Raw genomic sequence first — 25,203 nt, 5'->3', positions numbered from 1 at the left:
CCGTCGCTGTGCGATTACAGTTTGGGGCTGAACCAGTAGGTGGACGGCGCGTTGCGACGACGATCAGAACTCGGCGTCGATGCTGCCGTCTGCGTCCAGATCGATGATGCCGTCGAAGCGAGTGCGGAACTCGTCGACGAGTGATTCGTCGTGCGGTTCTTCGGAGACGTGGAAGAGCCCGACAGCGTCGTGTTTTTCGAGCAGGTTCAGGATGCGTTCGACGGCGTCGAGCGCTTCGTCGTCGCCGGCGTAGTAAGCGAGTTCGGTGACTGAGTCGAAGCTGAGTCGAAGTTTGCCGTCGTGGGCCTCGAGGAAGCCATCGATGTGTTCGACGATGCCGTCGACGTCGTCGGGGGCGGCGACGTAGTGGACGGTGTCACTCGTTCGCCGAGAGTAGCCTCGTTCGATGCTCAGCGTGTCGAGAATTTCGGCGCATTCTTCGTCGACGTCGTAGTACTCGAGTTTCTGTCTGACTTCGCGGGCAGTTGTTCGGGTGGAGACGACGAGGAAGTGGTCGGTATCGGTTTTGAGGAAATCAGTGTCGATACGGTCGGTTTCGCCGGTGCTTGGATGCAACAACAGAACGCCTGTCCCGCCAGGTACTGTGTCCGGTGTGCCGTCGATCTCGAGCGAATACTCCATTATTGGCGTGAACAACTTTCGGGATTGACTTAAGATTGCGGGTGTGGCTCTTGCTGGTGGTGCACACTCGCGTCGTCTGTTTCAAGTGGGAACCAGGCGAACCCGTGGTCGGCCGCGAGTTCGACGGTCACCGGCGCGTTGAGTTCGAGGCGATCGGAGTGGTTGTGCATCGCTTCGACGACCTCACCGCTCTCGAGTTCGACCCGATAGAGGACGGTTGGGCCAAGATACCGGCGATAGATGACCTGACCATCGGCGTCACTGTCCGCCGCCGGGCGAGCCAGGAGGTCATCAGGGCGGACCAGAACGTCGATTTCGGTTCGGTCGTATTCGACTGAGAGCCCGTGGATTCGGTCCCGACCGATCGGGCCGAGCGTGGTTCGGACGCGGTCGCCGTCGACGTCGCCGGACAGAAAGCTCGCGTGGCCGAGAAACTCGGCGACGAATCGGGATTTCGGCCGCTGGAACACCGCTTCAGGGGTGTCGACCTGCTGGAGTCGGCCATCGCTCATCACGGCGACCCGATCGGAGATCGACAACGCTTCTTCCTGGTCGTGGGTGACGGAGATGGTCGTAACACCCGCTTCCTTGACGATTCGCCGTACTTCCTCGCGCATCTCGACGCGGAGATCGACATCGAGGTTCGAGAACGGCTCGTCGAGCAAGAGGACGTCGGGTTCGGGTGCAAGCGAGCGAGCGAGTGCGACGCGCTGTTGCTGGCCGCCCGAGAGGGTCTCCGGATAGGCCTCCTCTTTGTCGGCCAGCCCGACGAGCTCGAGTAACTCAGTGACGCGGTTGTCCGTGCTGTCGTCGTCCCACCCCTGGAGACCGAAGGCGACGTTCTCGGCGACGCTCATGTGCGGGAACAGCGCGAAATCCTGGAAGACGACGCCGACGTCCCGGTTTTCGGGCGGGGCGAACGTTCCACTCTCGGGGTCGGCGACGCGGTCGCCGTCGAGTTCGACAACGCCGTCATCGGGCTGCTCGAGGCCGGCGATCAGCCGCAATGTCGTTGTCTTCCCACAGCCGGAGGGCCCGAGGAAGGTGAGGAACTCCCCGTCCTGGACCGACAGCGAGAGCTCCGAGACGGCGGTCTCGGTGCCGAACCGTTTCGTGACACTTGTGACCTCGAGGATGGTCTGACTCGAGATGCCGGCGTTCGTGTCTGTGGTTGCGGTCGATTCTTCGGTCGTCGATCGGGACCGTCCGATCTGTTGGTCGTCAGCTGACATTGTTGTCCTCCTGTCGTAGCAAGATCAGCATCGAGAGTCCGGAGATCACCACGAGGATAAGTGCTGGAAGTGCGGCGTAGCGGTAGTAGGCGGTGCCGTGGGCGCTCCAGATGAGTGTCACCAGGGTCTCCATTCCGATGGGCTGGAGCATCAGGGTTGCCGGCAGTTCTTTCATCGTGGTCAGGAAGACGAGCACGCCACCGGCGACGACTCCTGGAGCGATCAGTGGGAGAGTCACCCGCCGGAACGTCTCTCTTCTCCCTGCGTTCAGCGTCCGTGCGGCTTCGGGCAACTTCTCGTCGACCTGGAGTACGGACGCGCGTGTCGTTCCGACTGCCTGTGGGAGAAAGCGCACGACGTAGGCGAACACGAGTAGCGGAACAGTCCGATAGATCCAGGAGGCGTAGTTCGCACCGAAGAACACGAGTGCGAGGCCGATGACGATTCCGGGAACCGCGAAGCCGACGTAGGTCGCCCGTTCGAACAGTCGGGCGAGTGGCGAGTCAGACCGCGCCGAGAGGTATCCCACGGGAAGAGCGAGCACGACTGCGACGAGCGCCGCCAAGGCGGCGAGGTAGACGGAGTTGATCGCATATCCCCACTCGAAGGCGTACGACGGTGCTTCTCCCCCGGTTCCTCGCAGCAGCCACATACTGAAGATCGCGATCGGGACGACGAGCGTCACGACGCCGAGAGTGGCGACGCCGCCCATTGCTGGCCACTTCCACTTGCCCAGTCGGATCTGTGCGCCACGTCCACCGCCTCCGCTCGCGTTGTCCTGCTGACCGACTTTCGCCTCGATGAGGAGGACGACGGCGGTCACCGCGAGCAGTTGTAGCGACAACAGCGTCGCATACTCCACGTTGGGCACGCCAAACTCCCAGTATATCGCCCGCGTGAAGACGTCGACCTGCATGAACGCCGGCGTCCCGAAGTCCGAAATCGCATAGAGTGCGACCAGTAACGACCCGGCGGCGATCGCTGGCCGGATCTGTGGTAGGGTCACCCGGCGAAACGCTTCGAGTCGGTCGGCGTTCAGCGTCCGTGCGGCGTCGACGAGCGAGGCGTCCATCGACAGCAGTGCCGCTCGAGTCGTCAAGAAGACGTAGGGATAGGTGTAGAGAGTGATCACGACCACGGCCCCGGGGAACCCACGGACGTCGGGGAGTCCCACGCCGAGGACGGAGTTCAGTTCGCCGTAGGGCCCGAAGGTGGAGACGAACGCGAACGCCCCGATGTAACTCGGGATCACGAGCGGCAAGGCAGCGACGATCGTCCACAGGCGACGGTACGGGAGGTCCGTTCGCGTGGTCAAGACCGCCAGTGGGACCCCGATCAGGATCGAGAGGAACGTCACCCCGGCCATCAGGCCGAGACTGTTGAGGAGGATTTCGGCGGTCCGAGCCGAGAACATGAGATCCGCCGCTCTCGCCGGATCGACCCTTCTCGCACGCAGGGCGATCCAGACGACCGGTGACGCGACTGCCACGGCGATCAGCCCGCTCACGACGAGCAACGCAGTCGACGACTGACTGTCGTCCCTATTCACGAGATTTTCGAGTCGATTCGATACCACGGTATCGCTCACTCGGTAGGTAACTTCGGAGGGATTTAGGCTTTCCTAAAAACTACTGTCGGAATCGGGACTGTCGACTCGAGTCACTCAAAGCATGCCCTCTTCTCGGAGGAGGTCGTTGACGTGTTCGGTGTCCCCGAGTTTGTTCAGATCGAACTCGAGGGGGTTGATCTCCTCGAGCGTCGGCAGGTCACCGATGTAGTCGACACCCTCGAGGATGGGGTACTCGCCGTTTGCCTCGACGAAGAACTCCTGTCCTTCCCCGGCGAGGATGTGGCGGGTAAACTCTGCGGCGAGGTTCGGCGTCTGTGCACCCTCGAGGATCGCGATCCCGGAGACGTTGAACAGACAACCGGGGTCGTTTCTGGTGAAGGTGACGTCGATCGGTGCGTCCGGATCGTTCTCGAGGATGCGCCCCGCGTAGTACTGGTTGCCGAGGGCGATCTCCTGCTCGCCGTTTGCGACGGCTTCGGCCTGTTCTGTTCCACCGCTGTAGAGCGTCGCGTTCTGGTCGTCGACCATCGCCCTGACCCACTCGCGGGTGCGCTCTTCGCCTTCCTCTTCGATCATCGCCACGATGAACGAGCGGAAGGTTCCGGAGTTCGGCCGGGTCGAGATGACGTCTCTGAACCGCTCGTCCTCGGCGTAGGCGAAGATGTCCTCGGGGAGGTCGTCGCCGTCGAAGTGATCCGTGTTGTACTGGACGGCACGGACACGGCCGGACGCACCCGTCCACTGGCCGTCGCTATCGCGGTAGTTCTCCTCGACTGCGTCGACGATGTCGTCCGGGAGCTCGCGGGCGAGCCCTTCCTGTTTGAGTCGTGCCAACTCACCAGAGGACTGGGTGTAGAAGAGATCCGCAGGACTGTTTTCCCCTTCTTCGAGGAGGCTCGCCAGCTGGTCGCCCTCGTCGTCGTAATCGACGGTGACCGTGAAGTCGTCGTACTCGTCCTCGAGCTTTTCGAAGAGCAGATCGATCTGATCCGAGGTTCGTGCCGAGTAGATCACTAGCTCGCCCTCGAGGTCGCCCAGATCGTCCCAGGAAACGGCACTCGCCTCTACAGGCGATCTCTGTGGTCCGTAGTCGTCGAAGGGGTCTTCTCTCGCCCCGCCGAGACAGCCTGCAAGCCCCGAGATCCCTGCCACGGAAACGCCCGTGGCAGCGAGGAAGCGTCGTCGGCCGATCGTCGAACTTCCGATGGACGTCGCGTCGTCGCGTTCTGGCATATCTAGTTTTAGGCCGACCTAAAACATAAATACCTTCCGAAAATATACGGTTCAGTGGGTGAAGGGCGAAAGAAGCAGGAGCTAGTCGGTCGACGAAACCCGGTTGCCCACGGGTTTTCGGCTGACCTAAACCCTTCGAGACGTGTCTTTTTAGGCCATCCTAAAGAATGTACCGGTGGTTTCCCTGCCAAGGGTCGAACCCGTTTAGTCACGCGCGGACGAATCGCCCGATATGAGCGTTCGCGAGGAGTTCGACGACTGGGCTGCGGAAGGACGGGACAAGGGAATGGAAGAGCGCCACTGGCACACCGCCAAACACGCGCTCGCACGGATGCCGGTCGAAGCCGGCGACGTCGTCCTCGATATGGGCTGTGGTAGCGGCTACGCCGGCCGTGCCCTGCGGGATACCTACGATGCGAGTGCGGTCTACGGGCTCGATGGCTCCCCCGAGATGACCCGAAACGCCGCCGACTACACCGACGATCCGCAGGTCGGTTACGTCGTCGGCGATTTCGGTTCGCTCCCGTTCGCCGACGACTCGATCGACCACGTCTGGTCGATGGAGGCCTTTTACTACGCTGCAGACCCGCATCAAACCCTCGAGGAGATCGCCCGAGTTCTCCGGCCTGGTGGAACGTTCTACTGTGCGGTCAACTACTACGAAGAGAACAGCTACTCCCACGAGTGGCAAGCGAACATCTCGATCGAGATGACTCGCTGGGATCGCGATCAGTACCGAGAGGCGTTCCGCGACGCCGGCCTCTACGTTGCCGAACAGGACCACGTTCCGGATCGTGAGATCACGATCCCCGATGCGGATGCGTTCCCGACCGACGACTGGGACGCTCGCGAGGCGATGGTCGAACGCTACCGCGAACTCGGCACGCTGCTTACCGTCGGCGTCGCCCCCTGATTTCGACTGGACACCCCGCCGATTGGCAACCCCTTTCTTTCGACTCGAGTCACGCCTCCCTCGGTGGGTTTTCAAGCTGAGACTCGAGTGGAAGCCACCCTCTACTCGAATCGCTCGCCGGCCGGAATCGTTACCTCGAGCCAGTTTTCCTCCGGTGGGAGTGGGCAGTCGAACGTCTCGCTGTAGGCACAGAACGGCGAGTACGCCAGGTTGAAATCGACGACGAGTTCGTCGCCATCTGCGAGGTCCTGATCCGGCGACAGTTCCATGTAGCGCCCGCCCTGGTAGCTCTGCTGGCCGGTCGTCTTATCGCGGAACGGGATAAACAGCGGTTCCTCGTTCGGACTCTCGAGCTGGTACGCCGCGAGTTCGTGGGTGCCGTCCTCGAGGGCCTCGTCCTCGCGCTCTAAGTCGAACTCGAGGGTCGCCACGCGCAGATAGCGCATCTCTCGGCCCGCGCTCGTCTCCATCAACACGACTTCGGGGTCGTCGTGGGCCTCGACGGTCGCGGTCACGCGGTACTCCGGGTCCGGCGTGAAGTACTCGAGGCCGTCGAACGCGTCGCGTTCCTCGGGTGGGATCGGCGACTGCGGGTGCTCGGCGAAGAAGTCGTCTTTCTCGTCGCGTTTCGACTCGAGTTCGTCGCGCCAGCGCTCGACGTCGACATCGCTGTCAGTTTCAGTGGAATCGCTCATACTGGACCTAACGTCGCAGCAGGGGAATGCGTTGTGTTTCGCTCGAGCGGATTTCGCACTCGGGAGTGCGTGTCGGTGCTGATGGCTGCGTCTCAGTCCGGTGTCGACGGCAGGACTGGCGTCAGTCCTCGATCGTCAACACGCCGTTGTGGACCGAGACGTCGCTGGCTTCCGGCGGCAGTTCGAACTCGAACTGCTCGTCGTCGGTGACGATGATCGCTATCGAGCCGACGACGTCGACGGCGATATCGGCGGCCGAAGTGCCGAAGTCGACCGCGATGACGCTGCCGTCCTCGTACTCGAGGGTTCGGACGACTGCGCCGCCGTCATCGACGTTCTGGAGGGATTTGGGGACTTTCATAGCTATGCTAGGGGCTCACCGAATTAAAGTGACACCCCTACACACGCTCCCGTTGGTAACGACGGTCGGCTGCCGAATTTGACCCAGCCGCGAGACCAAGCCGACACCGACGAAGGTTTATAACCGATGACGCGGCCAACACACTCCGTCAACGCTATGCAGGACCGACGATGAGTACGGGAGACATGACGGACTGGCGCTCGATCTTCGGCCACGCCGAGCCCTACGACGAGCAAGTCGACGGCATCGAGACAACGATCGACACCGCTCGAGACGACGGCTACACCGTCGTCGAGGGGGCCTGTGGCACCGGAAAGACGATGATCGCGCTCACGGCGGGGATCGACCTCGTGCGCGATCCCGAGACCGACTACGAGCGGGTGTTCGTGCTCACGAGCGTTAAACAGCAACTGCGCCAGTTCGAAGCCGACCTCGAGACGATCAACGAGAACCTGCCCGACGACTGGACTCCGGTTTCGGGGCTCACCCTCGTTGGAAAGGCCGACGTCTGTCCGTACAACCGCGAAGGGGCGGGTGGGATCGACGACGGCAACGTCTACGACCGCTGTGAGACGCTGCGGGACCGAACTCGTGATCTCACCGGCGAGGGAGGCGAGACGACCGCTGCAAGCCTCGCCGCAAGCGCACGCCAACAACAGACCGGCCTCGCTGACAGCGGCCGCTCCGGTCCGAGCGGGCGGTTTCTCGAGACTGCCGGCGAGACGGCTGCCTACCCCCCGGAGATGCCGACCTACTCGGACGGCGGCCCCGTCGGTGCCGAAACAGAGTACTGCCCATTTTATGCACAGTATCTCGAGGACCTCCCCGAGGAAGGCAGTGACGGCGACGCGAGCGAGGCGGTTCCCTACGATTTCACCGAGGCCGGCATGATCACGCCCGAGGATCTCATCGCGCGCTCAGTAGCTCATGGCAGCTGTCCCCACTCGATCATGGGGGCCGTCCTCGGCCACGCCGAGGTCGTGCTCGGGAACTACTATCACGCGTTCGACCCGCGGACGACTGGCTCGTTTACCGGCGCGTTGCTCGATGACTCGACGTTCGTCGTCTGTGACGAGGCCCACATGTTAGAGCCACGCGTGCGCGATCTCGTCAGCGACGGCGTCGCCGATACGACGCTGCGCGACGCCGAAACCGAACTCTCGAGGGTTATCCAGCCGATTAAGTTCGAACGCGAGGGGCGACACGCCGAGGGTGGATCGAAGACGGCTGACGCCGATCTCGTGCGCGCGGAACTGGACGACAGCGATGTCTCCTTCGAGGAACTGAATCGCACCCTCGAGTTCATCCGCGATCTCCGAGACGAACTTGACCGTCGGGTGACGGCGTATCTCGACCGAAATCACGGGGGATGGCGGTCGAATCTCCACGAGCTTTCCGATGCAGAGATTCCGCTTCGAGACCCGGCCGAGCCGGCAGAAGACGAACTCACTGCGTGGGCGCGCGAGGCAGGCCACAGCGACGCCGAGTGGGTTCGTGCCGAATCCGTCGGAGCCGTCGTCGAACGGATTTTGAACGAGGCTGAAGAGGAGGATAGCGAGGTGCGAAGCACCTCGGAACAGTCGAGCGGGCGAAGCCCGCGAGACCGAACCCGCGCAGCCCCCGCGGTGGGTCGAATCCTCGGGGAGTGGTACCGACGGGACCACACCGACTACTTCCGCGAGCTCGAACTCGAGCGCACGTGGGACGAAACCGAGCCAGCCGACTCCTGGCGGCGGGCTTACAGCGCCCGACTCGCTCTGCACAACTGCGTGCCAAGCGACGCGATCGGTGACCGGCTTGGGTCCTTTGGCGGCGGAATTCTCATGAGTGCAACGTTGGAGCCGATGGACGCGTTCACCGAAGTGACGGGTCTCGACTATCTCGCTCGCGAGGAAGACAGACCCGTGGTCGAGCGACGCTACGGGTTACACTTCCCTGCGGAAAACCGCGAGAGCTTTGCGGTGTCCGTCCCGAAATTCACCTACGACAACCGCGGAAGACCGGGTGAGGAAAACCCAACCAGAGCGGCGTACACCGATGCAATCTCGAGAATCGGCCGCCTCCCGGGCAACGTCCTCGTCGGGATGCCAAGCTACGCCGAGGCCGAGTGGATCGCCGGCCAACTCGAGGCCCGCCTCGAGAAACCGGTGTTGCTCGACGCTGCAAGCGACGACGAAACGACCCAGTCGCTCAAACACGAGTTCTTCGCGGGCGAGGGGAAGGTTCTCGTTACGAGTCTTCGGGGCACCCTGACTGAGGGCGTCGATTACAGCGGCGACCGGCTCTCGGCGGCCGTTATCTGTGGTGTGCCGATCGTCAACACCTCGAGTCCACGAACCAAAGCCGTGCGACGAGCCTACGACGACGCGTTCGGGGACGGCTTTACGTATGCGCTGACGATCCCTGCCGTCAGGAAGGCTCGACAGGCGATCGGCCGCGTTATCCGCTCGCCCGAAGACGTCGGCGTCCGTGTCTTGCTGGACGAGCGGTACGCTCGCGAGAGCTGGGATTCCGTGCAGTCGTATCTGCCCGACGACGGCGAGTTCCAGACAGTGAGTCCCGATATGCTCGAGTTCGGCCTCGAGCGGTTCCGATCTCGACTCGAGTCGGGGCCGTAGTCAGCTCTCGAGGCGTCTGCTTGCCGCTCGTCCTCACCTGACCGAGCGGCTTTCGGCGCCGTCTCAGTCAGAGCGGCGCAACGTCACTGTCGTCGTTGTCGTCGTCTTGGCATACAGCGAGTACAACAAGATCATGAACCCACCAGCGGTGAACGAACTCTGGATCGTCACGCCGAGTGCGACGCTTCCCCCGAAGAGGTGGGCGATTGCACCGCCCAGCGAGCCGACGACGATAAAACCGAAACCGACGGCGACTGCGCGTAACGCCCCTGATCCAGTTCGTCGAAAGGCTCGGTAAGCGAGCAGTGCAACGGCGCCACCAGTGAGCAGTGTTGCGGTGTTCGCAACCGCGATGAGGAGGCTGTATTCGTTCATGGATCGTCTGACTCGACGGCGTGTCCAGATTGTGGACGACTCGGCGCTCGCTCGAGCACCAGCGTTGTTATCGAGCAGTCGGCTACTCTCCCACTTTAGTAACGCTGTCTGTTCTCAGTTTGAGGGAATTCGTGACGGAAGGCAGAGTCGTCGTGCTCGAGTGCTGGCAACCCACCCATGTCGATCAGTTACGTCGCATCGGTCCGTTCTGCCTCGAATCGATCTGTCCAGCCTGTGAGCCACTCGTCGATCTGCCCGCGAAGTTCGGTGTAGCTCGTTGCAACCGACGCTGGTGGTTCGCGCGCCGCTTCTTCGAACAGTGGTCGGGGGCCGACGTCGTCGACGGCCGGAAACTGGACGTTCCGTCGGGCGAGTTCGGGCTGGACCGCATCCGAGAGGAGGAACTCGAGAAACGCGTAGGCGAGATCGGACTCCATCGTCGCGTCGAAAATCCCCATCCCTTCGGGCACTGCGTACCCTTGCTCGTTCAGGAACGCGACTTGGTGGCGCTCGGGGTCGCGCTCTTCGACCGCCGCAAAGACGGGATCGGTCGAGTAAGAGACGACCATCGGTCGATGCTCGTCCAGATAAGCGTTGTAGTAGGCGTCGCTCCAGGAGTCACGTATCTCGACGCCGTTTGCCACGAGCTCTTCCCAGTACTCGAGGGCGTTTTCCACTCCCATCGCGTCGATCGTCCACAGCAAGAACGCCTGGCCTGGCATGGAGTGGGTGGGATGTTGGACTAACAGCGTCTCTGCAGACGCTGGCTCGAGCAAGTCGTCGAACGTTTCGGGCGCGTCAACGACGGTCTCGTCGTAGACGAGGCTGACGTATCCCGTGTCGTAGGCGAGTGCGCGGTTGTGTGGATCGCCCCACTCGAGCTCATCGCGGAGACGCTCGCTCCTGTCGATCCGATCGAGGTTGAGCTCACGGAGCAACGCACCCTCTCCAGGGCTGTCGTCGATCCGTGCGAGATCGCCGACGGTGAATCCGAGGAGGACGTCGACATCGATCTCAGCACCGTATTCGCCGCGTCGAACGTAGTGTTCGACACCCCTCTCCGGGACGACCCACTCGAGGTCGGCGTCGGGATACGTTTCCAGAAACGCCTCCTCGAGCCACGGACCGGCCGGATTCGGTCCCGTCACCATCGATCGGTAGGTGGCGATTCGGAGCGTGCCATCGTACGCTGGCTCATCAGGCTCCGGGTCGCCGTCTTCGGGGCCGTTCGGTGGCTCATCATCGCCGTTTCGGGTGAGACAGCCAGCGAGGCTAGCCACTGCGCTTACGCCTGCAGTTCCAACTGTCCGAACGACCGTCCGGCGGTCCATTCACCGGATGTATGCAGTCGAGACATAAGGCTCGTTCCCAACCTTCTGTTGCACAGAAAGGTTTTATCGCCGCAGTGTGAGCCATGGGTGTGACAGCGAATCCGAACGCGACTGCAGACCGGACTCGCCGATACGTGCTCGGGGGGATCGTCGTGCTACTCGGGCTCGTAACTGGCGCAATCTTGCTCGAGGTACTCGGCACGATCCTGTTCGCGCTGACGGTCGCCTACGTTCTGTTGCCAGTGCAGGGCTGGCTGGTCAGACGCGGCCTCTCGGAGTGGACCGCGGCGGCTGCCGCGACGCTGATCGGCTTTGCCAGCGCCGTCGCCGTTTTCTCGCCGATTCTCGTCACGCTGTACTTCCGCGTCGATCAGGTGATGGCCATCATCGAGGATCTCCCTCGATCGGTTCCGATCACGGCGTTCGACATGACGTACACGGTCGACGTCGCCGAAATTCAGGCACCCGCACTCGACGCGCTGAGCAGTATTGCAGTCTCGTTTGCCTCGGCGCTGCCGGTGCTTGCGATCAAGTTCGCCCTCTTCGTTATCCTGCTGTTTGCGATCCTGCTCAAGGGTGATGCGGCTGGGCGGGCCGCAATCGCGCCGATCCCACACGCGTATCGCGACGTCGTCTACGCACTCGCCAAACGCGCCCGCGAGACGCTGTACGCGATCTATGTCCTCCAGCTTGCGACGTCGGTCGCGACGCTGCTCATCGGCTACCCGCTGTTCTGGCTGCTCGGCTACGAAGCGGCCTTTACGCTCGCGATCGTTGCGGCGATCTTGCAGTTCGTGCCGATCATCGGTCCAAGCCTGCTGATTCTCCCGATTGCGATCTATCACGTCGCTGTCGGCGAGCTCGCTGCGGCCATTCTCGTCGGCGTCCTCGGAGTTGGGCTCGTCGCCTGGTTCCCCGACGTCGGCGTCCGGCCACGACTTGCCCGTCGCTCCGCCGGCCTGCCCGGGAGCCTCTATTTCGTCGGCTTCACCGGCGGCCTGTTCACACTCGGCGCGATCGGGATCGTCGTCGGCCCGCTGATCGTCGCCGTCTTCGTCGAGGCGGTCGATCTCCTCGCTGACGAGGTCAACGGCGAGGCCACGTTCAGTGACCTTGTTGAGGCCGAACCCGAGGAGCCGCCGGAGGAACACGCCGGAACCGAGACTACGATGACGAAACCCGAAGAGTCCGGTTCACGCCCGGCTGACGACTGAATCGGGTCGCTGTCTCCCCACCATTTTTCGCCATCCCGCTCGTTTATGTCGTATGTCAACCACAAAAACGCTCATTAACGCCGTCATCGGTGCCGTCGTCGGGGTCGTGCTCTCGTTTATCCCGCTCTCGACTGTCATCGGGGGCGTCGTTGCGGGCTTTCTCGAGGGACCAGACGTTCGCGAGGGGGCGATTGTCGGCGCGCTCGCAGGTGCGATCACGTTTCTGCCATTTGCCGGCATTGCAATCATCGGGCTCAGCATCCTCGGGTTCGGAATGGGGATCGCTGCGGCTCCGATCGAAGGGTTCGCCGTTGTGGCGCTTGCAATCCTCGTGTTCGTCTCGGTCCTGTTCGTTTATACGGTCGGACTGTCGCTGCTTGGCGGCTATCTCGGCGCATATCTCGCTCGAGAGTATCCAGACCAGCACGTCCGAACGCGGCGGGCGATCGGCTTCTCGCCATCGACGGGCCGATCGGGAGCGATCGAGCCGACGCAACCGCCGAGACCGCGGTCAGACCGACCGGGGGACCACGACCGCGGGGGAGAGCAGTTCGACACGGAGGGCTCGAGTCGTGACCGCGATACCGAACGAGAACGGTAATGTCTCCGCTCCGTCGCGGATCGTCAGCTCACTCGTATCTGAGTGCGTCGATCGGGTCCGTTCGTGCCGCTTTCCAAGCTGGGTACAGCCCCGAGGCGACCCCGACGAGAATCCCGACGGCGATCGCCAGCGCGACGTACTCGTATGGGTAGACCAGCGGCAGGTCGATGTACCACACGCCCAGATAGCCAGCGACAAGACCCAGCAACGTCCCGAGAACTGCCCCGATCACGCCGAGAATCACTGCTTCGGCCAGAAACAGCCCCAGTATCTCTCGATTCTGGGCGCCGATCGCTTTCATAATCCCGATCTCGCGGGTCCGTTCGGTCACGGAGACGAGCATGATGTTCGCAATGCCGATCGAACCCACCACGAGCGAGATTGCTGCGATCCCGACGATGAAGTTCTGTAATAGGTCGAGGACGTCCTGGAGCTGTTGGAGGAGATCTGCGCTCGTCTGCAGCGTAATCTCGAGGTCATCACCCAGCAGTTCGCTCGCGTCCGACTCGTCGCTCTCGAGATACGCGATCGCACTCTCCTGGGCGCGGTCGACCGCCGCCTCGTCGGCTGATTCGGCTTCGACGACGATCGCAAGGAACAGTGCGTCCTCACCCATCGGGGTGTCGGCCTCGTCTTCGCCACCGACCCCACCCGGGAGCGCACCGGCAGCGTCTTCCGTGTAGTACGGATCCGTCGGCACGTAGACACGCGGCGACGGCTCGAACCCTTCGAACGGACTCAGCCCCTCGGAGGTGTCGGTGATTCCGACGACAGTGACGGTCGTCTGTTGGCCACCCTGTAAGGCGATGGTGAGCTCGTCGCCGACGCCGACGTCCTCCTCGAACTGTCCGGCGACGGCCGGGTTGATGACCGCCTCGCGTTCGCCCTGCTCGAACTGGCGACCCTCCTCGAGCGTATCCTCCCTGATATACGGCGGGCCGGCCGCGACCAGGGCGTCACTCTGGGGTGATATCTCCCCCTCGTAGATGAGCGCTTGCGTCGATAACGGCATATAGCCGTAGGCCGCCTCGATATCGTCGTCAGCGTCCAGTGTCTCGAGGTCAGTCTGGCTGAACACGGGCTGAGCGCCGGCGAGTGGGCCGCCTTCGGTATCAGGCTCGGCAGCCCAGCCGTAGCTGTTGCGCTGATCGTCGGGGCTGATGTCGCCGATAATGCCTGCCTGCAGGCTCGCCCCCAGCGTGACGAACGTGATCACTGCCGCGATACCGATGATGATCCCGAGTGTCGTCAGCGACGACCGAAGTTTGTGCCCGCGTATCGAACGCCACGAAAGCCGCAGGCTCTCGAGTGGCCGCATCAGGAACTCGCCTCGCTTCCGGCGGGACTCGAGGCTCCGTTACCCGTGTCCTCGAGGTCCTCGATACGCTCTATTTTGCCATCAAGGAGGTGCACGATCCGTTCGGCACGTTCGGCGACGTGACGTTCGTGGGTGACGACGACCATCGTCGTCCCGGCGTCGTGAAACTCCGCAAAGAGGTCGAGGATGTCGGCTTCGGTCTCCGTATCCAGGTTTCCGGAGGGCTCGTCAGCAAGCACGATCGCGGGGTCGTTGACCAGCGCGCGAGCGAGTGCCACCCGCTGGCGCTGACCGCCCGACAGCTCGTTTGGCAGGTGGTCTGCTCGATCGGCGAGGCCGACTCGCTCGAGCAACTCCCGGGCCCGGTCGCGTCGCTCGGCGCGATCGACGTTCTGAAACAGCTGGGGGAGAGCGACGTTTTCGAGAGCGGTCAGTCTGGGCATGAGGTTGAACGTCTGGAAGACGAAGCCGACTGTCGTTCCGCGAAGCGTGGTTCGCTCCCGACTGTCGAGTGTCGCGACGTCCTGCCCGTCGACGACGACAGTGCCATCCGTCGGCGTGTCGAGACAGCCCACGAGGTTCATCAGCGTCGATTTCCCCGACCCGCTCGGACCCATGATCGCCGTATACGATCCGCGTGGAATCTCGAGGCTGACGCCGTCTAAGGCGTGGACCGGCTCGCCGAGCTGGTAGATCTTGCGAACGTTCTCGAGGGAGACTGCTGTACCGGTTCCGGGTTCTCCCTCGGCTGCGGGTGTTGCCATACTGACTTGTATACAGCCGCGAGGAAAAAACCTCGAGCCAAACAGGAGTAATATCGTTTCTGATAATTTCCGATCGGACACACCCCGTGTGGCTGTGGACGGCCACGATATTGCAACGTTTTTCCCGTCGCCGTGCGCCGTACAACGCATGAAGACGGAGGGCGGATCAAACACAGCGAAGCGACGCGCTGGTGAACGCGCAGCCGAAGCCGTCGAAGACGGGTTCGTCGTCGGGCTCGGAACCGGCTCGACGGCCGCCTACGCGATCGACGCGATCGGACGAGCCGTCGACGACGGCCTCGAGGTACAGGGGATTTCGACCTCGTTCCAGTCCCGCCGGCGGGCGCTCGAGGCTGGGATTCCGTTGACGACACTCGACGCAGTCGACGGCGTCGATCTCGCGATCGACGGTGCGGATCAGGTCGCCGACGACCCGGACGCGAACGGCTACGGCGCACTTATCAAGGGCGGCGGCGCTGCACATACCCGCGAGAAACTCGTCGACTCGGCGGCCGACCGATTTATCGTCGTTGCCGACCCCTCGAAACTCGAGTCGGTGCTCGAGCGGTCGGTCCCGGTCGAACTCATTCCCGACGCCCACACCGTCGTTGCGGATCGACTTCGCGACCTCGGCGGCGAGCCGACGCTTCGCGACGCCGAACACAAAGACGGGCCGGTCGTCACGGACAACGGGAACCTCGTTGTCGACTGTGCGTTCGGCCCGATCGAGAAGCCGGAGACGCTTGCAACGCAGCTCTCGCAGCTTCCAGGGGTCGTCGAACACGGCCTGTTCGTCGGGCTGGCCGACGAGACCTACGTCGGGACGGCCGACGGCGTCGACGTGCGGGAGTACTGACCGCTACTGTTCTGGTGGCGACTGCGCTGTGCGGGGCTCATCTTCCGGCGTGGCCCCACGGCCAGCGAACACGCCGGTGGCCACGTAGAGTGTACCGAGGAGACGCGTTGCCGGTATTGCCCACGATTTCGTCTCGAGTGCCTCGGGGTTCTCGTAGGCGACCTCGAGCAGTCCGAACCTGCTCGCCACTGCTCGCATCATGTACGCTGCTCGACCACGTCTTCGCTGTCGTCGGGTTCGGTGCCCGACGCCGAGAGCGCGACGACGAACAGATACAACACGCCGAGCAGGCGGGCCGTGGGTTTCACTACCGGTTTCAACTCGAGGTCGTCGGCGTTCGCGTAGACCAGCTGCTGGCTGTAGTCGATGATCGGCTTCGGGAGGACGACGAGCACGACGCCGGCGATCCCAAGCAGCCAGCTGGCGGGTGTCCAGCCCGACTCCCGTCGAGCGAGTAGCCAGACGAACAGGGCACCCTCGAGTCGGGCTCCCCAGAGCGCCCACGGTCTGAGCTCTGCTTCCTCGGCGTTCTCGAGGCCGATTCGCTCGCATGCGTTGATCACTGGCTGTGGTTTCGCGATCTCGGCGATTCCGAACGCGATCAGTAACGATCGTAACGGGTGGAGCATATCCGTCGTACACCGGCATGGGTGAAAAAACGCCAGTCGGTCTCGGCTGAGACAGCGCCACTCGACACGCGTCGATGGACACCTTTTCAACGTCCTCATGCTATTTTCCACTGGAGACGATTCGATGCCCGAGACATCCGACAGAAAAGACGATCATATCCGAATTATCGAAGAAGAGGACGTCGAAACCTCGGGAACGGGGTTCGCCGATATCGAGCTCGTTCACGACGCGCTTCCGGAGATCCATCGCGACGAGATAGACACATCGACGACGCTGTTCGGCCACGAGCTAGCGGCCCCAATCGTCATCGAAAGCATGACCGGCGGCCACCCGAACACGACGAAAATCAACCGCAATCTCGCTGAAGCCGCCCAGCAGATGAACGTCGCCATGGGTGTTGGCAGCCAGCGTGCCGGCATCGAACTCGACGATGAGGCGCTCCTCGAGTCCTACACAGTCGTCCGAGACGTCGCCCCCGACGCCTTCCTCTATGGCAACGTCGGCGCGGCACAGTTGCTCGAGTATGACGTCGACGACGTCGAACAAGCCGTCGAGATGATCGACGCCGACGCGATGGCGATCCATCTGAACTTCTTACAGGAAGCCGTCCAGCCCGAAGGCGACGTCGATGCCCGTGGCTGTCTGGCCGAAATCGAGCAGATCGCATCCGACCTCTCAGTCCCTATCGTCGTCAAAGAGACCGGAAACGGCATCTCTCGAGAGACGGCGACGCGACTCGCCGACGCCGGCGTCGATGCGATCGACGTCGCCGGACAGGGCGGCACGACGTGGTCCGGCATCGAGTCCTACCGGGCGGCCGCCGTTGGCGCTGACCGTCAGGAAGCGATCGGACAGCTCTTTCGTGCCTGGGGCGTCCCAACGGCAGTGAGCACGCGTGAGGCCGCTTCGGTCCACGACTGTGTCATCGCCAGCGGCGGTGTCCGATCGGGACTGGATATCGCGAAAGCGATCGCGCTCGGTGCCCGCGCTGGCGGCCTTGCAAAGCCGTTCCTCCGTCCAGCGGGGCAGGGAACCGAGGCTGTCGTCGACCTGCTCGAGACGCTCGAACTCGAACTCCGAACGGCGATGTTCGTCACCGGCTCGGCCTCGGTCGAGGAGTTGCAGTCGGCTGACCACGTCGTCCTCGGGCGAACGAAAACGTACCTCGACGGCCGACAGCAGTAACTCCCTCATACGGACCGCTGTCAGTCAGGCCGGCACGACCACGACCTGTTCTGGGGCCGAACCCGCACACCGGTACAGTAATCCGTATCACTCCGTTTTCGACGACAGCCAAGCCAGCGGCTCGCTACCGTAGCGTCAATAAAAAATACTCGAGTAGCGAGCCTTACAGGTCGCGGGGCTGGACCGTCTTCCGGTCGTTTGCTTCTGCACGTCGTGCAGCGTCCTCGAGAAGCTCGTCGACTTCCTCGTCGAGTGCTTCGTAGAAGTCCGAAGCGACGTTTTTGTCATCGAGCGCTTCCTTTACGGCGGCTTTGACGATAAGATCTGCCATACGATGTACGCGTTCCTCTTTCCCCAATATAAATGCTCTGGTTACTTTCGGGAATACGGTGTCTGCAGCGGTTGACCCGCCTGTTTCGACGGCACTAACCACCGGAAAGTATATGTTTGATGAGCTACCGACCTCGATTTGACCGTTGCCGGCGGGAAGAATCCCGCTCGCGCGCGGTGTCGGATCCGGGCGCACTTCGCCGCTCGGTCGTCTGTGTTTGACCCCCGCAGCGTCGTCGCCGTAATCGCCACCATCGACTGGGTTTATGACCTCTTGATAGTCACCCTCATCGACACGACGGTGATCGGTCACCATCTCGAGTGGTCGCGGATACGGCTGGAACGGGAGTACATCGCTTTCGACGAGACACCAGTCGTGTCGCGTTCTCGATGCCGCCACTGGATTCGGTACCCTATACCGGTAGTATTGATCGATTGTCGAAACAGTGACATCCATGACGGAAACTCGTGTGCCGGTTCCAGAAAATATTATGGGCAGATCAAAAAGCCAAACTCTGTTTGGAGAAGCTTATTTACCTATTCACCGGGTAGGTTGTGGTACCGGCTTCGGCCGGTGTGACCACTGTCCAATGCCCAAGTGTGACCACTGCGGCGCGCACGTCTCCGAGCGCTTTGCGCGTGTGTTTGCCGACCAGAACGGCGAAATCCGCGCGTGTGTTAGTTGCTCGGCCAATGCTGGGATCGCAGAAGCCGCGAAAGAACGCGCTCGCGGCGCTTGATCCCTCCCGAGAACCGAACCCAATCACCACGTGCCCCCACTGCGTGTTGCTTTTCCCGCCTCGGTATGATCGTCCTGCGCCCCTCACAGCCGCCCCTGTGACGGATCGCTGAATCGGTGGACCGAAATCTGTCTCCGCCGTACGTCCGCCAGGACATGTCTGATCATGCCGTGTACGTACTCGAGTGTGCCGATGGCTCGCTCTATACCGGGTATACGACCGACCTCGAGCGACGGGTCGGCGAACACAACGCTGGTGAGGGCGCAAAGTACACCCGTGGTCGAACACCCGTCGAACTCCGCTACACCGAGCGGTTCGACTCGAAATCGGCCGCGATGTCTCGCGAGTACGAGATCAAGCAACTCACACGCCAGCAAAAGGAGCGACTTGTGGGCCTCGAGTGAGGCCCGTCGAGAGCGAACCCATTAGCGTAGTGATGGGTCCAAAAAGCAGATACTCCTCGACCACGTTTTTTGGTAGCATATGGATATCGACATCGTCGACGATCTCAAACAGCCGGCGTACACCGGTGAGAACCGGTGTGAACCGTGTACAATACTGAACCTCCTCATCGCTGGCGCGGTCGGCTCGCTCATCGCACGCAAGTCCAGACTCGGCGGACTGCTTGCGGTCGGGTTCTCTATCGTCCTCATCTATCTGCGCGGCTATCTCGTTCCCGGAACGCCGACGCTGACGAAACGGTATCTGCCGCCCGAAGTCCTGCGCTGGTTCGGCAAGGACCCAGAGCCCGATCTCGCCAGCGGCTTCGGGGCTGGGGAAACTGGCTTGGCACACAGCGCTGAGCGCTCGGAACCAGCCGACAGTGACCCGGCTCCTACAGAGACCGAAGAGTCCGCTGACGAGGCGGGTGCCGCCACATCAGCGACCAACACCACCGACTCGGACGTCGCTGCTGCGGAGACGTCTGCTGCAGACGCCGACCCGGTCGTCACCGACCTCGAGACGTACTTTCTCGACCACGAGATCCTCGAGCCGTGTGCCGACAAAGACGACCTCTGTCTCACCGAGTCGTTCGAGGAGTCGTGGTTCGAGCAGATCGAAGCCCTGACCGACTCGGGACTCGACGCTGCAGCCCCCATCGACGCGTTCGGATTCGACGCTGATCCCGAGGCGTTCGACCTCGAGCGCCACGACGACGCTTATCTCCTCCGTTCCGAGCAGGGAGTGGCCGGCCGCTGGCCATCCCGCGCTGCGTTGCTCGCTGACGTCGCCGCCAGCCGTGCTCTCGAGACGTGGACACCCGTCTGGGACGACCACGACCCCGAGACGAAAGGTCGGATCTGTAACAGCCTCCGGATGTTCCTCGAGACGTGTCCAACCGGCGGCACGGTCAGCATGGGCGAGGACGTCGTCGAATCCTGCTGCAGTGCACACGATGTGGTCGCCGTGACCTGCGATGAGACGGGCGAACGGCTCTTCGAGCAACGACTCGACACCGTCGACGTCTGAGACGGGTGCCCAGCCGTCCGAACAGCCCACTCGTGTCAGCTGCCGTGTGACAACGTCGCCTTTTTCGCCGGTGACATAGACGCACGTGTATGGAGACGATCAGCTTCGGTACTGATGGCTGGCGGGCGACGCTCGAGGAGTTCACAACGCCGCGGGTTCGGATGATCGGACAGGCCGTCGCGACGTATCTACAGGATGAGGGACTCGAGGGAACGGTCGTCGTCGGCTACGATGCGCGCGAAACCTCGCGTGGCTTTGCCGAAGAACTGGCCCGGACGCTGTGTGCGAACGGCTTCGACGTCATCATGCCAGCGCGCGACCGACCGACGCCGCTGGTCGCCCACGCCATCGTCGAGCGTGAGTTCGTGGGTGGGTTTGCGATCACGGCCTCACATAATCCGCCGGAGTACAACGGCGTGAAGTTCATCCCCGCTGACGGCGCGCCGGCGTTGCCCGAAGTGACAGACGCCATCGCGGACCGCCTCGCCGAACCCGAGGCGCTCCCCGAAGCCCAACACGGCTCCGTCCGAGAGGTCGACCTGACGACGCCACACGCTGACGCTGCCCTCGAGTTGGTCGAGGAGATCACCGGCAGTAGCGACCTCTCGGCGGCGGCGCTCACCGTCGCCTACGACGCTATGCACGGCAGCGGCCGCGGGACGACCGACGCCATCCTCGATCGCGTAGGCGTCTCTCTCGAATGTCTGCGCTGTGAGCGCGATCCGACATTCGGCGGTGGGGCACCCGAGCCCGCGCCCGAAAACCTCGAGGCGCTGATCGACCTCGTCACCGCCGACGAGACCGCACCGACGCTCGGGATCGCAAACGACGGCGACGCAGATCGTATCGCCATCGTCACGCCCGAACGGGGCTATCTCGACGAGAACCTGTTTTTCGCTGCGCTCTATGACTACCTGCTCGAAGACGATTCGGGAGCGGTCGTCCGAACCGTCTCGACGACGTTCTTGATCGACCGTATCGCCGACGCCCACGGCGAGTCAGTTCACGAAGTCCCCGTTGGCTTCAAATGGGTCGCACAAGCGATGGCCGACGGCGACGCCCTCGTTGGCGGCGAGGAATCCGGCGGCTTCACCGTCCGCGGCCACGTCCGTGAGAAAGACGGCGTCCTCATGGCAGTGCTCGCGGCCGCGATGCACGCCGAAGAACCCATCGACGAGCGCGTGGATCGACTGCTCGACGAGTACGGGACCGTCGTCCAGGACAAGATCAGCGTCGCCTGTCCCGACCACGAGAAGGCGCGCGTTCTCTCTGATCTCGAGGACGAAATCCCCGAAACCGTCGCCGGAACCGATGTCGAGGGCGTCAACACCGCCGACGGCTTCAAACTCCAGCTCGCCGACGGCTCGTGGCTGTTGATCCGTCCCAGCGGGACCGAGCCCGTGTTACGGGTCTACGCGGAAGCTGCAGACGAAGAACGCGTCGGAGCGTTGCTCGAGGCTGGCGAGGCGTTGCTCGAGCCGCTGGTGTAACGGTCGAGCCACGGCAGTGTGCTGATGTTGTCGAGACGGCGGGACTCGAGTGTGTGCTGCGGGTTGCGTGCTCCGGGCTCCTCTTTACCACTGTTGGCCCGTAGGCTAGAGCCATGAGCGAACACTCCCGCGAGGACGCCGCCTACACGGAACTGACTCCTGACTCGTGGCATCAAAACGACGAGGGCAACTACTACATCGACTGTCCGGAGTGTGGCTCCGCGGCGACGCTCATGAATGTCGTCGCACACGGTCGCTGTAACGGCTATCTCGACCAACGAGAATCTGAGACCAAACTCGACGAGGAAGCGTTCGACTGTACGGCGAAACTCTGGTTCGAACTCGGTTATACGTCCGATCCTGAGCCAGAGGCGACGGCGTCGGATGCCGAACACTCCGCCGAGAGCGTCACGACCGACGAGGGCGTCCCGGCTGAAGGGCAGCCGGCAGGCACGGACGGCACGGTCGACACCGATCAGCAGTAGTCCGGCTCGTTTTATAACAGTAGTCGGTAATACGGCTTCTTTACCCGGTGCAGGGCGTGAAAATTGAGGTGAATACATGAGTGCAGCGTTGATGACTTCGTAAAAGCGGTCGGTCGCCTCTTCGTTCACTAAGCACCGACGCGAGCGGTGAGATTGAAACAAAAGGTTGACAATATGATTAGATAGTGTCAATTTGTATGGGTGTTGTTTCATCGGGTTCCGATCAGTATCTGAGTCGACGGGGTCGCGTCTTCGCCCTAGTTGGGCTACTCGCCGTGACGTGGTTCATCTTCAGTATTTATCGAGTGATGTTTTCGGTTGCGATCCCGGACGTGATAGCGCTGACGAGCGTGACGTATACACAAGCAACCGTGCTGTTCGGTGCGCTCTTCGTCGGCTACGCAGTCAGCCAATTTCCGGCGGGATCGCTGGCTGACGAACTCGGCATTCGGACGGTACTGCTCTGTGGCGCAGGCGTCGCTTGCGTCGCGCTGGCGTCCCTGTCGGTCGCAGGGAGTTACGTCCACGTCTTCGGCGCACTGTTCCTCATCGGCGCTGGAATCGGGAGTTTTCGCTCGGCCAGCCAGGTCGCGATTTCGGCGTATGCGTCGAAAGACAACGAAGGGAAGGCACTCGGGTTACTCACGGCCGCCGAACCGTTTAGTTACGTCGTCGGCCCGGCAACCGTCGCGGTGCTGATCGAACGGGGCGGACTCTTTACTATGCCATTATTTCTCGCACTCACGCCGCTTCCCCTCATTGGGGCGCTCGCTATCGGCATGCACTACCAACAGGAGACGACAAAGACCCCGGTCGAAACTCCGTCGCTTCGAACCGGTGTTTCGACGGTTGCCGATCACCTCTTCGACCGCATCACGCTCTTGATCGTCGGATTTGGAACGGCGTTTTCGGCAACGACGAACGCGCTAATCGCGATCCTTCCGTGGTACGTCGTCGATACGACCGGACTTTCTCTCACGGTCGGAAACTTCTACGCGGGGGTCATATTCGGTGCCGGTGCCGTCGCCGCCCTCATCGGCGGCGTGCTCCGCGACCGGATCGGTTCCTGTCCGATCCTCGTCGGCGGTTTCGCCGGCGCGGCGCTCGCCGTGCCGTTTCTCGCGGTCGTTTCGAGCCTCTTCTGGGTACTTTTCGTCCTCGGCGTATTTAGTCTCGCGCTCAACAGCGTCCTTCCCGCACGCGATCACGTTGTCAACGTCCACTCGAGGGCGTGTTCGGATTCCGAGACGGGTGCGATGATCGGCGGCTTACGATCACTCTGTTATCTCGGCGGCGGTATCGGAGCCGTCGGCATCGGTCTCACGTTCGCTCAGTTCGGTCGTGTCGCCGGATTCGGACTCCTCGCGATCGTCCTCCTCGTCGGTGGTCTCTGTGCATCATTGCTGTGGATTACAACCGGTGACGAGTATTGAGCGGCAAACTGTCTACATGCGAACTACCCCGCCCTACTCGCTCGCGTGTGCTCGCTCGTTGGTGGAGGGACTTCTTGCTTCCACGACGTTGTCAGACTGGTCTGACAGCCTGTCGAGGTTTCCTCGACTAGCGTCAAAACGCATCGCTTCCGTGCGTCGGAACCGACACCCAGTGTTGAATCCCGGCGGGCCGAAAATCCAGATGGCTACGCTAACCACTATCACTCTACCTGTGTGTTAGTCGACACGTTCGGCCGGGACGCCGACGACCGTCGCACCCGGTTCGACATCTCGAGTAACGACCGATCCGGCGCCGACGGCGGCGTCTTCTCCGATCGTAATATCGCCGAGCAGCGTCGCGTTCGTCCCGATCGTGACACCAGATTCGACGGTTGGATGCCGTTTGATGGGTTCGTTTGCGTCGCCCCCGAGCGTGATGCCGTGGTACATGTGAACGTCGTCGCCGATTTCGGCCGTTTCGCCGATGACGACGCCCATCCCGTGATCGATCGTTACCCGGCGGCCGATCGTCGCGCCGGGGTGGATCTCGACGCCCGTGAGCACGCGCACGATGTGTGCCAACAGCCGCGCGACGAGTCGAAAGCCCCGGTTCCAGAGCCAGTGGATTCCCCTGTGGGCCCAGACGGCGTGTAAGCCTGGATACGCGAGGATGACCTCGAGACAGCCCGTCGCGGCGGGGTCGCGCTCGCACATCGTCCGGGCGTCTTCACGAATGCGTCCGAACATCTGTCTGTTGGCTCGAGTAGGAGGTCGTGAGACGATACTGGCCGGATCGTGCCGACAGCGGAGTCGGCGGGCGACAACACCGGGCCACAGCGTGACGCGGTCGCTTGCTGTCGGTACACGCGGTGTGGCCGGTGGATACCATGAACGGACCTAGCAGCGCAGTCCGTGTAAAAAGATTCGTTTCTCGGTCTTCGTATATCGTGGCCGTCTCTCACTTCCCGCGGGCCAGTCGGTGGCCGATTCGGTCCGGAAGTCCCGCGTCCGCGACGGCGTTCTGGACCGCCTCGAGATCATATTCGACACGATAGGTATCGACAGTCATCGCCTCGAGATCGACCACCGCGTAGCCCGCCCGTGGATCGCCATCCCGTGGCTGGCCGACACTACCCGGATTGACGACGATTCCCTCGGCGTACTGTTCGACGCTCTGCACGTGGGTGTGACCCAGCACCAGCACGTCTTCCTCGTCGAGCAGCCGTGGCGAGAACTCAGACGGCCGGGTGTAGCGCGTGTACCGCGTCGGATCGTCCGGGTGGCCGTGGACGACCTTTACCCGGTCGTCGCATGCGAGGCGTTCGGTCGGCAGCGACTCGAGCCACGCGAGCTGGCCGTCGTCGAGTTGTTCGCTGGCGTGTTCGACGCCCGCACGCGCCATCCGGTTGAAGCCGCTTGCGTCCCCTTCGACGACTGCGGCGTCGTGGTTGCCCATCACCGTCGGCACGTCCCGCTCGCGGAGTTCGTCGACGCACGCTGCTGGCCAGGGGTTGTAGCCGACGACGTCGCCGGCACACAGTAGTTTGTCGACAGTGGCCATCTCCTCGAGGACGGCCTCGAGGGCGACTCGGTTGCCGTGGATATCGGAGACGAGTCCGATTCGCATGCCCAAAGCTAACACGCTCGAACGGTTTGTACGTTCGCCGCGGACCGATTGGGGACCACAGCAACCGCTCGCACTGTAAAAAACCGTCGT

The 25,203-nt window shown here is 62.6% G+C and carries 27 protein-coding genes; 12 read left to right on the top strand and 15 right to left on the bottom strand.

Features of this window, described 5'->3' with window-relative positions; genetic code table 11:
• Positions 1 to 63 precede the first annotated feature (63 nt).
• The 4 genes from DV706_RS06780 to DV706_RS06765 all read right to left on the bottom strand — a co-directional run bounded on the left by DV706_RS06780 (position 64) and on the right by DV706_RS06765 (position 4,677).
• Complete coding sequence (locus tag DV706_RS06780; protein WP_006065375.1) at positions 64 to 642, bottom strand: DUF7090 family protein; 579 nt, start codon at positions 640 to 642, stop codon at positions 64 to 66.
• 29 nt (positions 643 to 671) lie between these two features.
• Positions 672 to 1,874 carry an ABC transporter ATP-binding protein gene (locus tag DV706_RS06775; RefSeq protein ID WP_006065376.1) on the bottom strand — a complete coding sequence of 401 codons (1,203 nt, stop codon included), beginning with the start codon at positions 1,872 to 1,874 and terminating at the stop codon, positions 672 to 674.
• Entirely contained in the window at positions 1,864 to 3,423 is a 1,560-nt protein-coding gene (locus tag DV706_RS06770; RefSeq protein WP_240756833.1) for an ABC transporter permease, read from the bottom strand. Before DV706_RS06770 ends, DV706_RS06775 begins: the two co-directional genes overlap by 11 nt.
• 114 nt (positions 3,424 to 3,537) lie before the next feature.
• Positions 3,538 to 4,677, bottom strand: coding sequence for an extracellular solute-binding protein (locus DV706_RS06765; protein WP_006065378.1), 1,140 nt, complete (start codon positions 4,675 to 4,677; stop codon positions 3,538 to 3,540).
• Positions 4,678 to 4,909: 232 nt separating this feature from the next.
• Between DV706_RS06765 and DV706_RS06760 the strand changes: the two genes are divergently transcribed.
• Positions 4,910 to 5,590, top strand: coding sequence for a class I SAM-dependent methyltransferase (locus DV706_RS06760; protein ID WP_006065379.1), 681 nt, complete (start codon positions 4,910 to 4,912; stop codon positions 5,588 to 5,590).
• Between the two features lie 101 nt (positions 5,591 to 5,691).
• Here the strand turns inward: DV706_RS06760 and DV706_RS06755 are convergent, their stop codons facing one another.
• Both DV706_RS06755 and DV706_RS06750 read right to left on the bottom strand, forming a co-directional pair.
• Entirely contained in the window at positions 5,692 to 6,285 is a 594-nt protein-coding gene (locus tag DV706_RS06755; RefSeq protein ID WP_006065380.1) for a DUF1684 domain-containing protein, read from the bottom strand.
• 121 nt (positions 6,286 to 6,406) lie between these two features.
• Positions 6,407 to 6,646 (bottom strand): DUF7127 family protein, encoded by a 240-nt coding sequence (locus tag DV706_RS06750; RefSeq protein ID WP_006065381.1) that lies wholly within the window; start codon positions 6,644 to 6,646, stop codon positions 6,407 to 6,409.
• Positions 6,647 to 6,831: 185 nt separating this feature from the next.
• Here DV706_RS06750 and DV706_RS06745 point away from each other — a divergent pair, with 185 nt between their 5' ends.
• Positions 6,832 to 9,264 (top strand): ATP-dependent DNA helicase, encoded by a 2,433-nt coding sequence (locus tag DV706_RS06745; protein ID WP_136350929.1) that lies wholly within the window; start codon positions 6,832 to 6,834, stop codon positions 9,262 to 9,264.
• 63 nt (positions 9,265 to 9,327) lie between these two features.
• On the opposite strand, the gene DV706_RS06740 is transcribed toward DV706_RS06745, so the two are convergent.
• Together DV706_RS06740 and DV706_RS06735 are read right to left on the bottom strand one after the other, a co-directional pair.
• Positions 9,328 to 9,639: a DUF7521 family protein gene (locus DV706_RS06740; protein WP_006065384.1), complete on the bottom strand. Its 312-nt coding sequence runs from the start codon at positions 9,637 to 9,639 to the stop codon at positions 9,328 to 9,330.
• 188 nt (positions 9,640 to 9,827) lie between these two features.
• Positions 9,828 to 10,970 carry a thiamine ABC transporter substrate-binding protein gene (locus tag DV706_RS06735; protein ID WP_006065385.1) on the bottom strand — a complete coding sequence of 381 codons (1,143 nt, stop codon included), beginning with the start codon at positions 10,968 to 10,970 and terminating at the stop codon, positions 9,828 to 9,830.
• Between the two features lie 83 nt (positions 10,971 to 11,053).
• Between DV706_RS06735 and DV706_RS06730 the strand changes: the two genes are divergently transcribed.
• Together DV706_RS06730 and DV706_RS06725 are read left to right on the top strand one after the other, a co-directional pair.
• Positions 11,054 to 12,184: an AI-2E family transporter gene (locus DV706_RS06730; RefSeq protein WP_006065386.1), complete on the top strand. Its 1,131-nt coding sequence runs from the start codon at positions 11,054 to 11,056 to the stop codon at positions 12,182 to 12,184.
• 52 nt (positions 12,185 to 12,236) lie between these two features.
• Positions 12,237 to 12,785 (top strand): DUF5518 domain-containing protein, encoded by a 549-nt coding sequence (locus tag DV706_RS06725; RefSeq protein ID WP_006065387.1) that lies wholly within the window; start codon positions 12,237 to 12,239, stop codon positions 12,783 to 12,785.
• Between the two features lie 28 nt (positions 12,786 to 12,813).
• Here the strand turns inward: DV706_RS06725 and DV706_RS06720 are convergent, their stop codons facing one another.
• Both DV706_RS06720 and DV706_RS06715 read right to left on the bottom strand, forming a co-directional pair.
• Positions 12,814 to 14,103, bottom strand: coding sequence for an ABC transporter permease (locus DV706_RS06720; RefSeq protein ID WP_006065388.1), 1,290 nt, complete (start codon positions 14,101 to 14,103; stop codon positions 12,814 to 12,816).
• Complete coding sequence (locus DV706_RS06715) at positions 14,103 to 14,867, bottom strand: ABC transporter ATP-binding protein (protein ID WP_006065389.1); 765 nt, start codon at positions 14,865 to 14,867, stop codon at positions 14,103 to 14,105. Before DV706_RS06715 ends, DV706_RS06720 begins: the two co-directional genes overlap by 1 nt.
• 148 nt (positions 14,868 to 15,015) lie before the next feature.
• On the opposite strand from DV706_RS06715, the gene rpiA reads away from it, so the two are divergent.
• Positions 15,016 to 15,723, top strand: coding sequence for a ribose-5-phosphate isomerase RpiA (gene rpiA, locus DV706_RS06710; protein ID WP_136350830.1), 708 nt, complete (start codon positions 15,016 to 15,018; stop codon positions 15,721 to 15,723).
• Positions 15,724 to 15,726: 3 nt separating this feature from the next.
• Here the strand turns inward: rpiA and DV706_RS06705 are convergent, their stop codons facing one another.
• Together DV706_RS06705 and DV706_RS06700 are read right to left on the bottom strand one after the other, a co-directional pair.
• Positions 15,727 to 15,924: a hypothetical protein gene (locus DV706_RS06705; RefSeq protein ID WP_136350829.1), complete on the bottom strand. Its 198-nt coding sequence runs from the start codon at positions 15,922 to 15,924 to the stop codon at positions 15,727 to 15,729.
• The gene (locus DV706_RS06700; protein ID WP_006065393.1) at positions 15,921 to 16,352 is read right to left on the bottom strand and encodes a hypothetical protein; all 432 of its coding nucleotides are present in this window, start codon (positions 16,350 to 16,352) and stop codon (positions 15,921 to 15,923) included. The genes DV706_RS06705 and DV706_RS06700 overlap by 4 nt, the downstream gene beginning before the upstream one ends.
• 124 nt (positions 16,353 to 16,476) lie before the next feature.
• Between DV706_RS06700 and fni the strand changes: the two genes are divergently transcribed.
• The gene (gene fni, locus DV706_RS06695) at positions 16,477 to 17,538 is read left to right on the top strand and encodes a type 2 isopentenyl-diphosphate Delta-isomerase (RefSeq protein WP_006065394.1); all 1,062 of its coding nucleotides are present in this window, start codon (positions 16,477 to 16,479) and stop codon (positions 17,536 to 17,538) included.
• Between the two features lie 163 nt (positions 17,539 to 17,701).
• Here fni and DV706_RS06690 read toward each other — a convergent pair whose 3' ends face one another.
• Positions 17,702 to 17,869 carry a DUF1931 family protein gene (locus DV706_RS06690; protein ID WP_005578700.1) on the bottom strand — a complete coding sequence of 56 codons (168 nt, stop codon included), beginning with the start codon at positions 17,867 to 17,869 and terminating at the stop codon, positions 17,702 to 17,704.
• A 589-nt stretch (positions 17,870 to 18,458) separates the two neighbouring features.
• Between DV706_RS06690 and DV706_RS21695 the strand changes: the two genes are divergently transcribed.
• The 6 genes from DV706_RS21695 (at position 18,459) to DV706_RS06665 (ending at position 23,486) form a co-directional block, all read left to right on the top strand.
• Entirely contained in the window at positions 18,459 to 18,608 is a 150-nt protein-coding gene (locus tag DV706_RS21695) for a DUF7563 family protein (protein WP_169331112.1), read from the top strand.
• Between the two features lie 155 nt (positions 18,609 to 18,763).
• Positions 18,764 to 19,012, top strand: a complete 249-nt coding sequence (locus DV706_RS06685; protein WP_006065395.1) for a GIY-YIG nuclease family protein — start codon at positions 18,764 to 18,766, stop codon at positions 19,010 to 19,012.
• A 79-nt stretch (positions 19,013 to 19,091) separates the two neighbouring features.
• Entirely contained in the window at positions 19,092 to 20,078 is a 987-nt protein-coding gene (locus tag DV706_RS06680) for a hypothetical protein (protein ID WP_006065396.1), read from the top strand.
• Positions 20,079 to 20,167: 89 nt separating this feature from the next.
• Entirely contained in the window at positions 20,168 to 21,568 is a 1,401-nt protein-coding gene (locus DV706_RS06675; RefSeq protein WP_136350828.1) for a phosphoglucomutase/phosphomannomutase family protein, read from the top strand.
• 113 nt (positions 21,569 to 21,681) lie between these two features.
• On the top strand, positions 21,682 to 22,053 hold the full coding sequence (locus tag DV706_RS06670) for a hypothetical protein (protein WP_006065398.1): 372 nt from the start codon (positions 21,682 to 21,684) through the stop codon (positions 22,051 to 22,053).
• A 197-nt stretch (positions 22,054 to 22,250) separates the two neighbouring features.
• Positions 22,251 to 23,486: an MFS transporter gene (locus DV706_RS06665; RefSeq protein WP_049889701.1), complete on the top strand. Its 1,236-nt coding sequence runs from the start codon at positions 22,251 to 22,253 to the stop codon at positions 23,484 to 23,486.
• A gap of 237 nt (positions 23,487 to 23,723) precedes the next feature.
• Here DV706_RS06665 and cysE read toward each other — a convergent pair whose 3' ends face one another.
• Together cysE and DV706_RS06655 are read right to left on the bottom strand one after the other, a co-directional pair.
• Positions 23,724 to 24,233: a serine O-acetyltransferase gene (gene cysE / locus DV706_RS06660; RefSeq protein WP_006065400.1), complete on the bottom strand. Its 510-nt coding sequence runs from the start codon at positions 24,231 to 24,233 to the stop codon at positions 23,724 to 23,726.
• Between the two features lie 211 nt (positions 24,234 to 24,444).
• Positions 24,445 to 25,113, bottom strand: coding sequence for a metallophosphoesterase family protein (locus DV706_RS06655; protein WP_006065401.1), 669 nt, complete (start codon positions 25,111 to 25,113; stop codon positions 24,445 to 24,447).
• Between the last annotated feature and the right edge of the window lie 90 nt (positions 25,114 to 25,203).

Origin of the sequence: Natronorubrum bangense (assembly GCF_004799645.1) — an archaeon.
Taxonomy (GTDB): Archaea; Halobacteriota; Halobacteria; order Halobacteriales; family Natrialbaceae; genus Natronorubrum; species Natronorubrum bangense.
The sequence above is the reverse complement of the archived record's forward strand: the minus strand, read 5'-3'. Positions and strand labels throughout refer to the sequence as shown.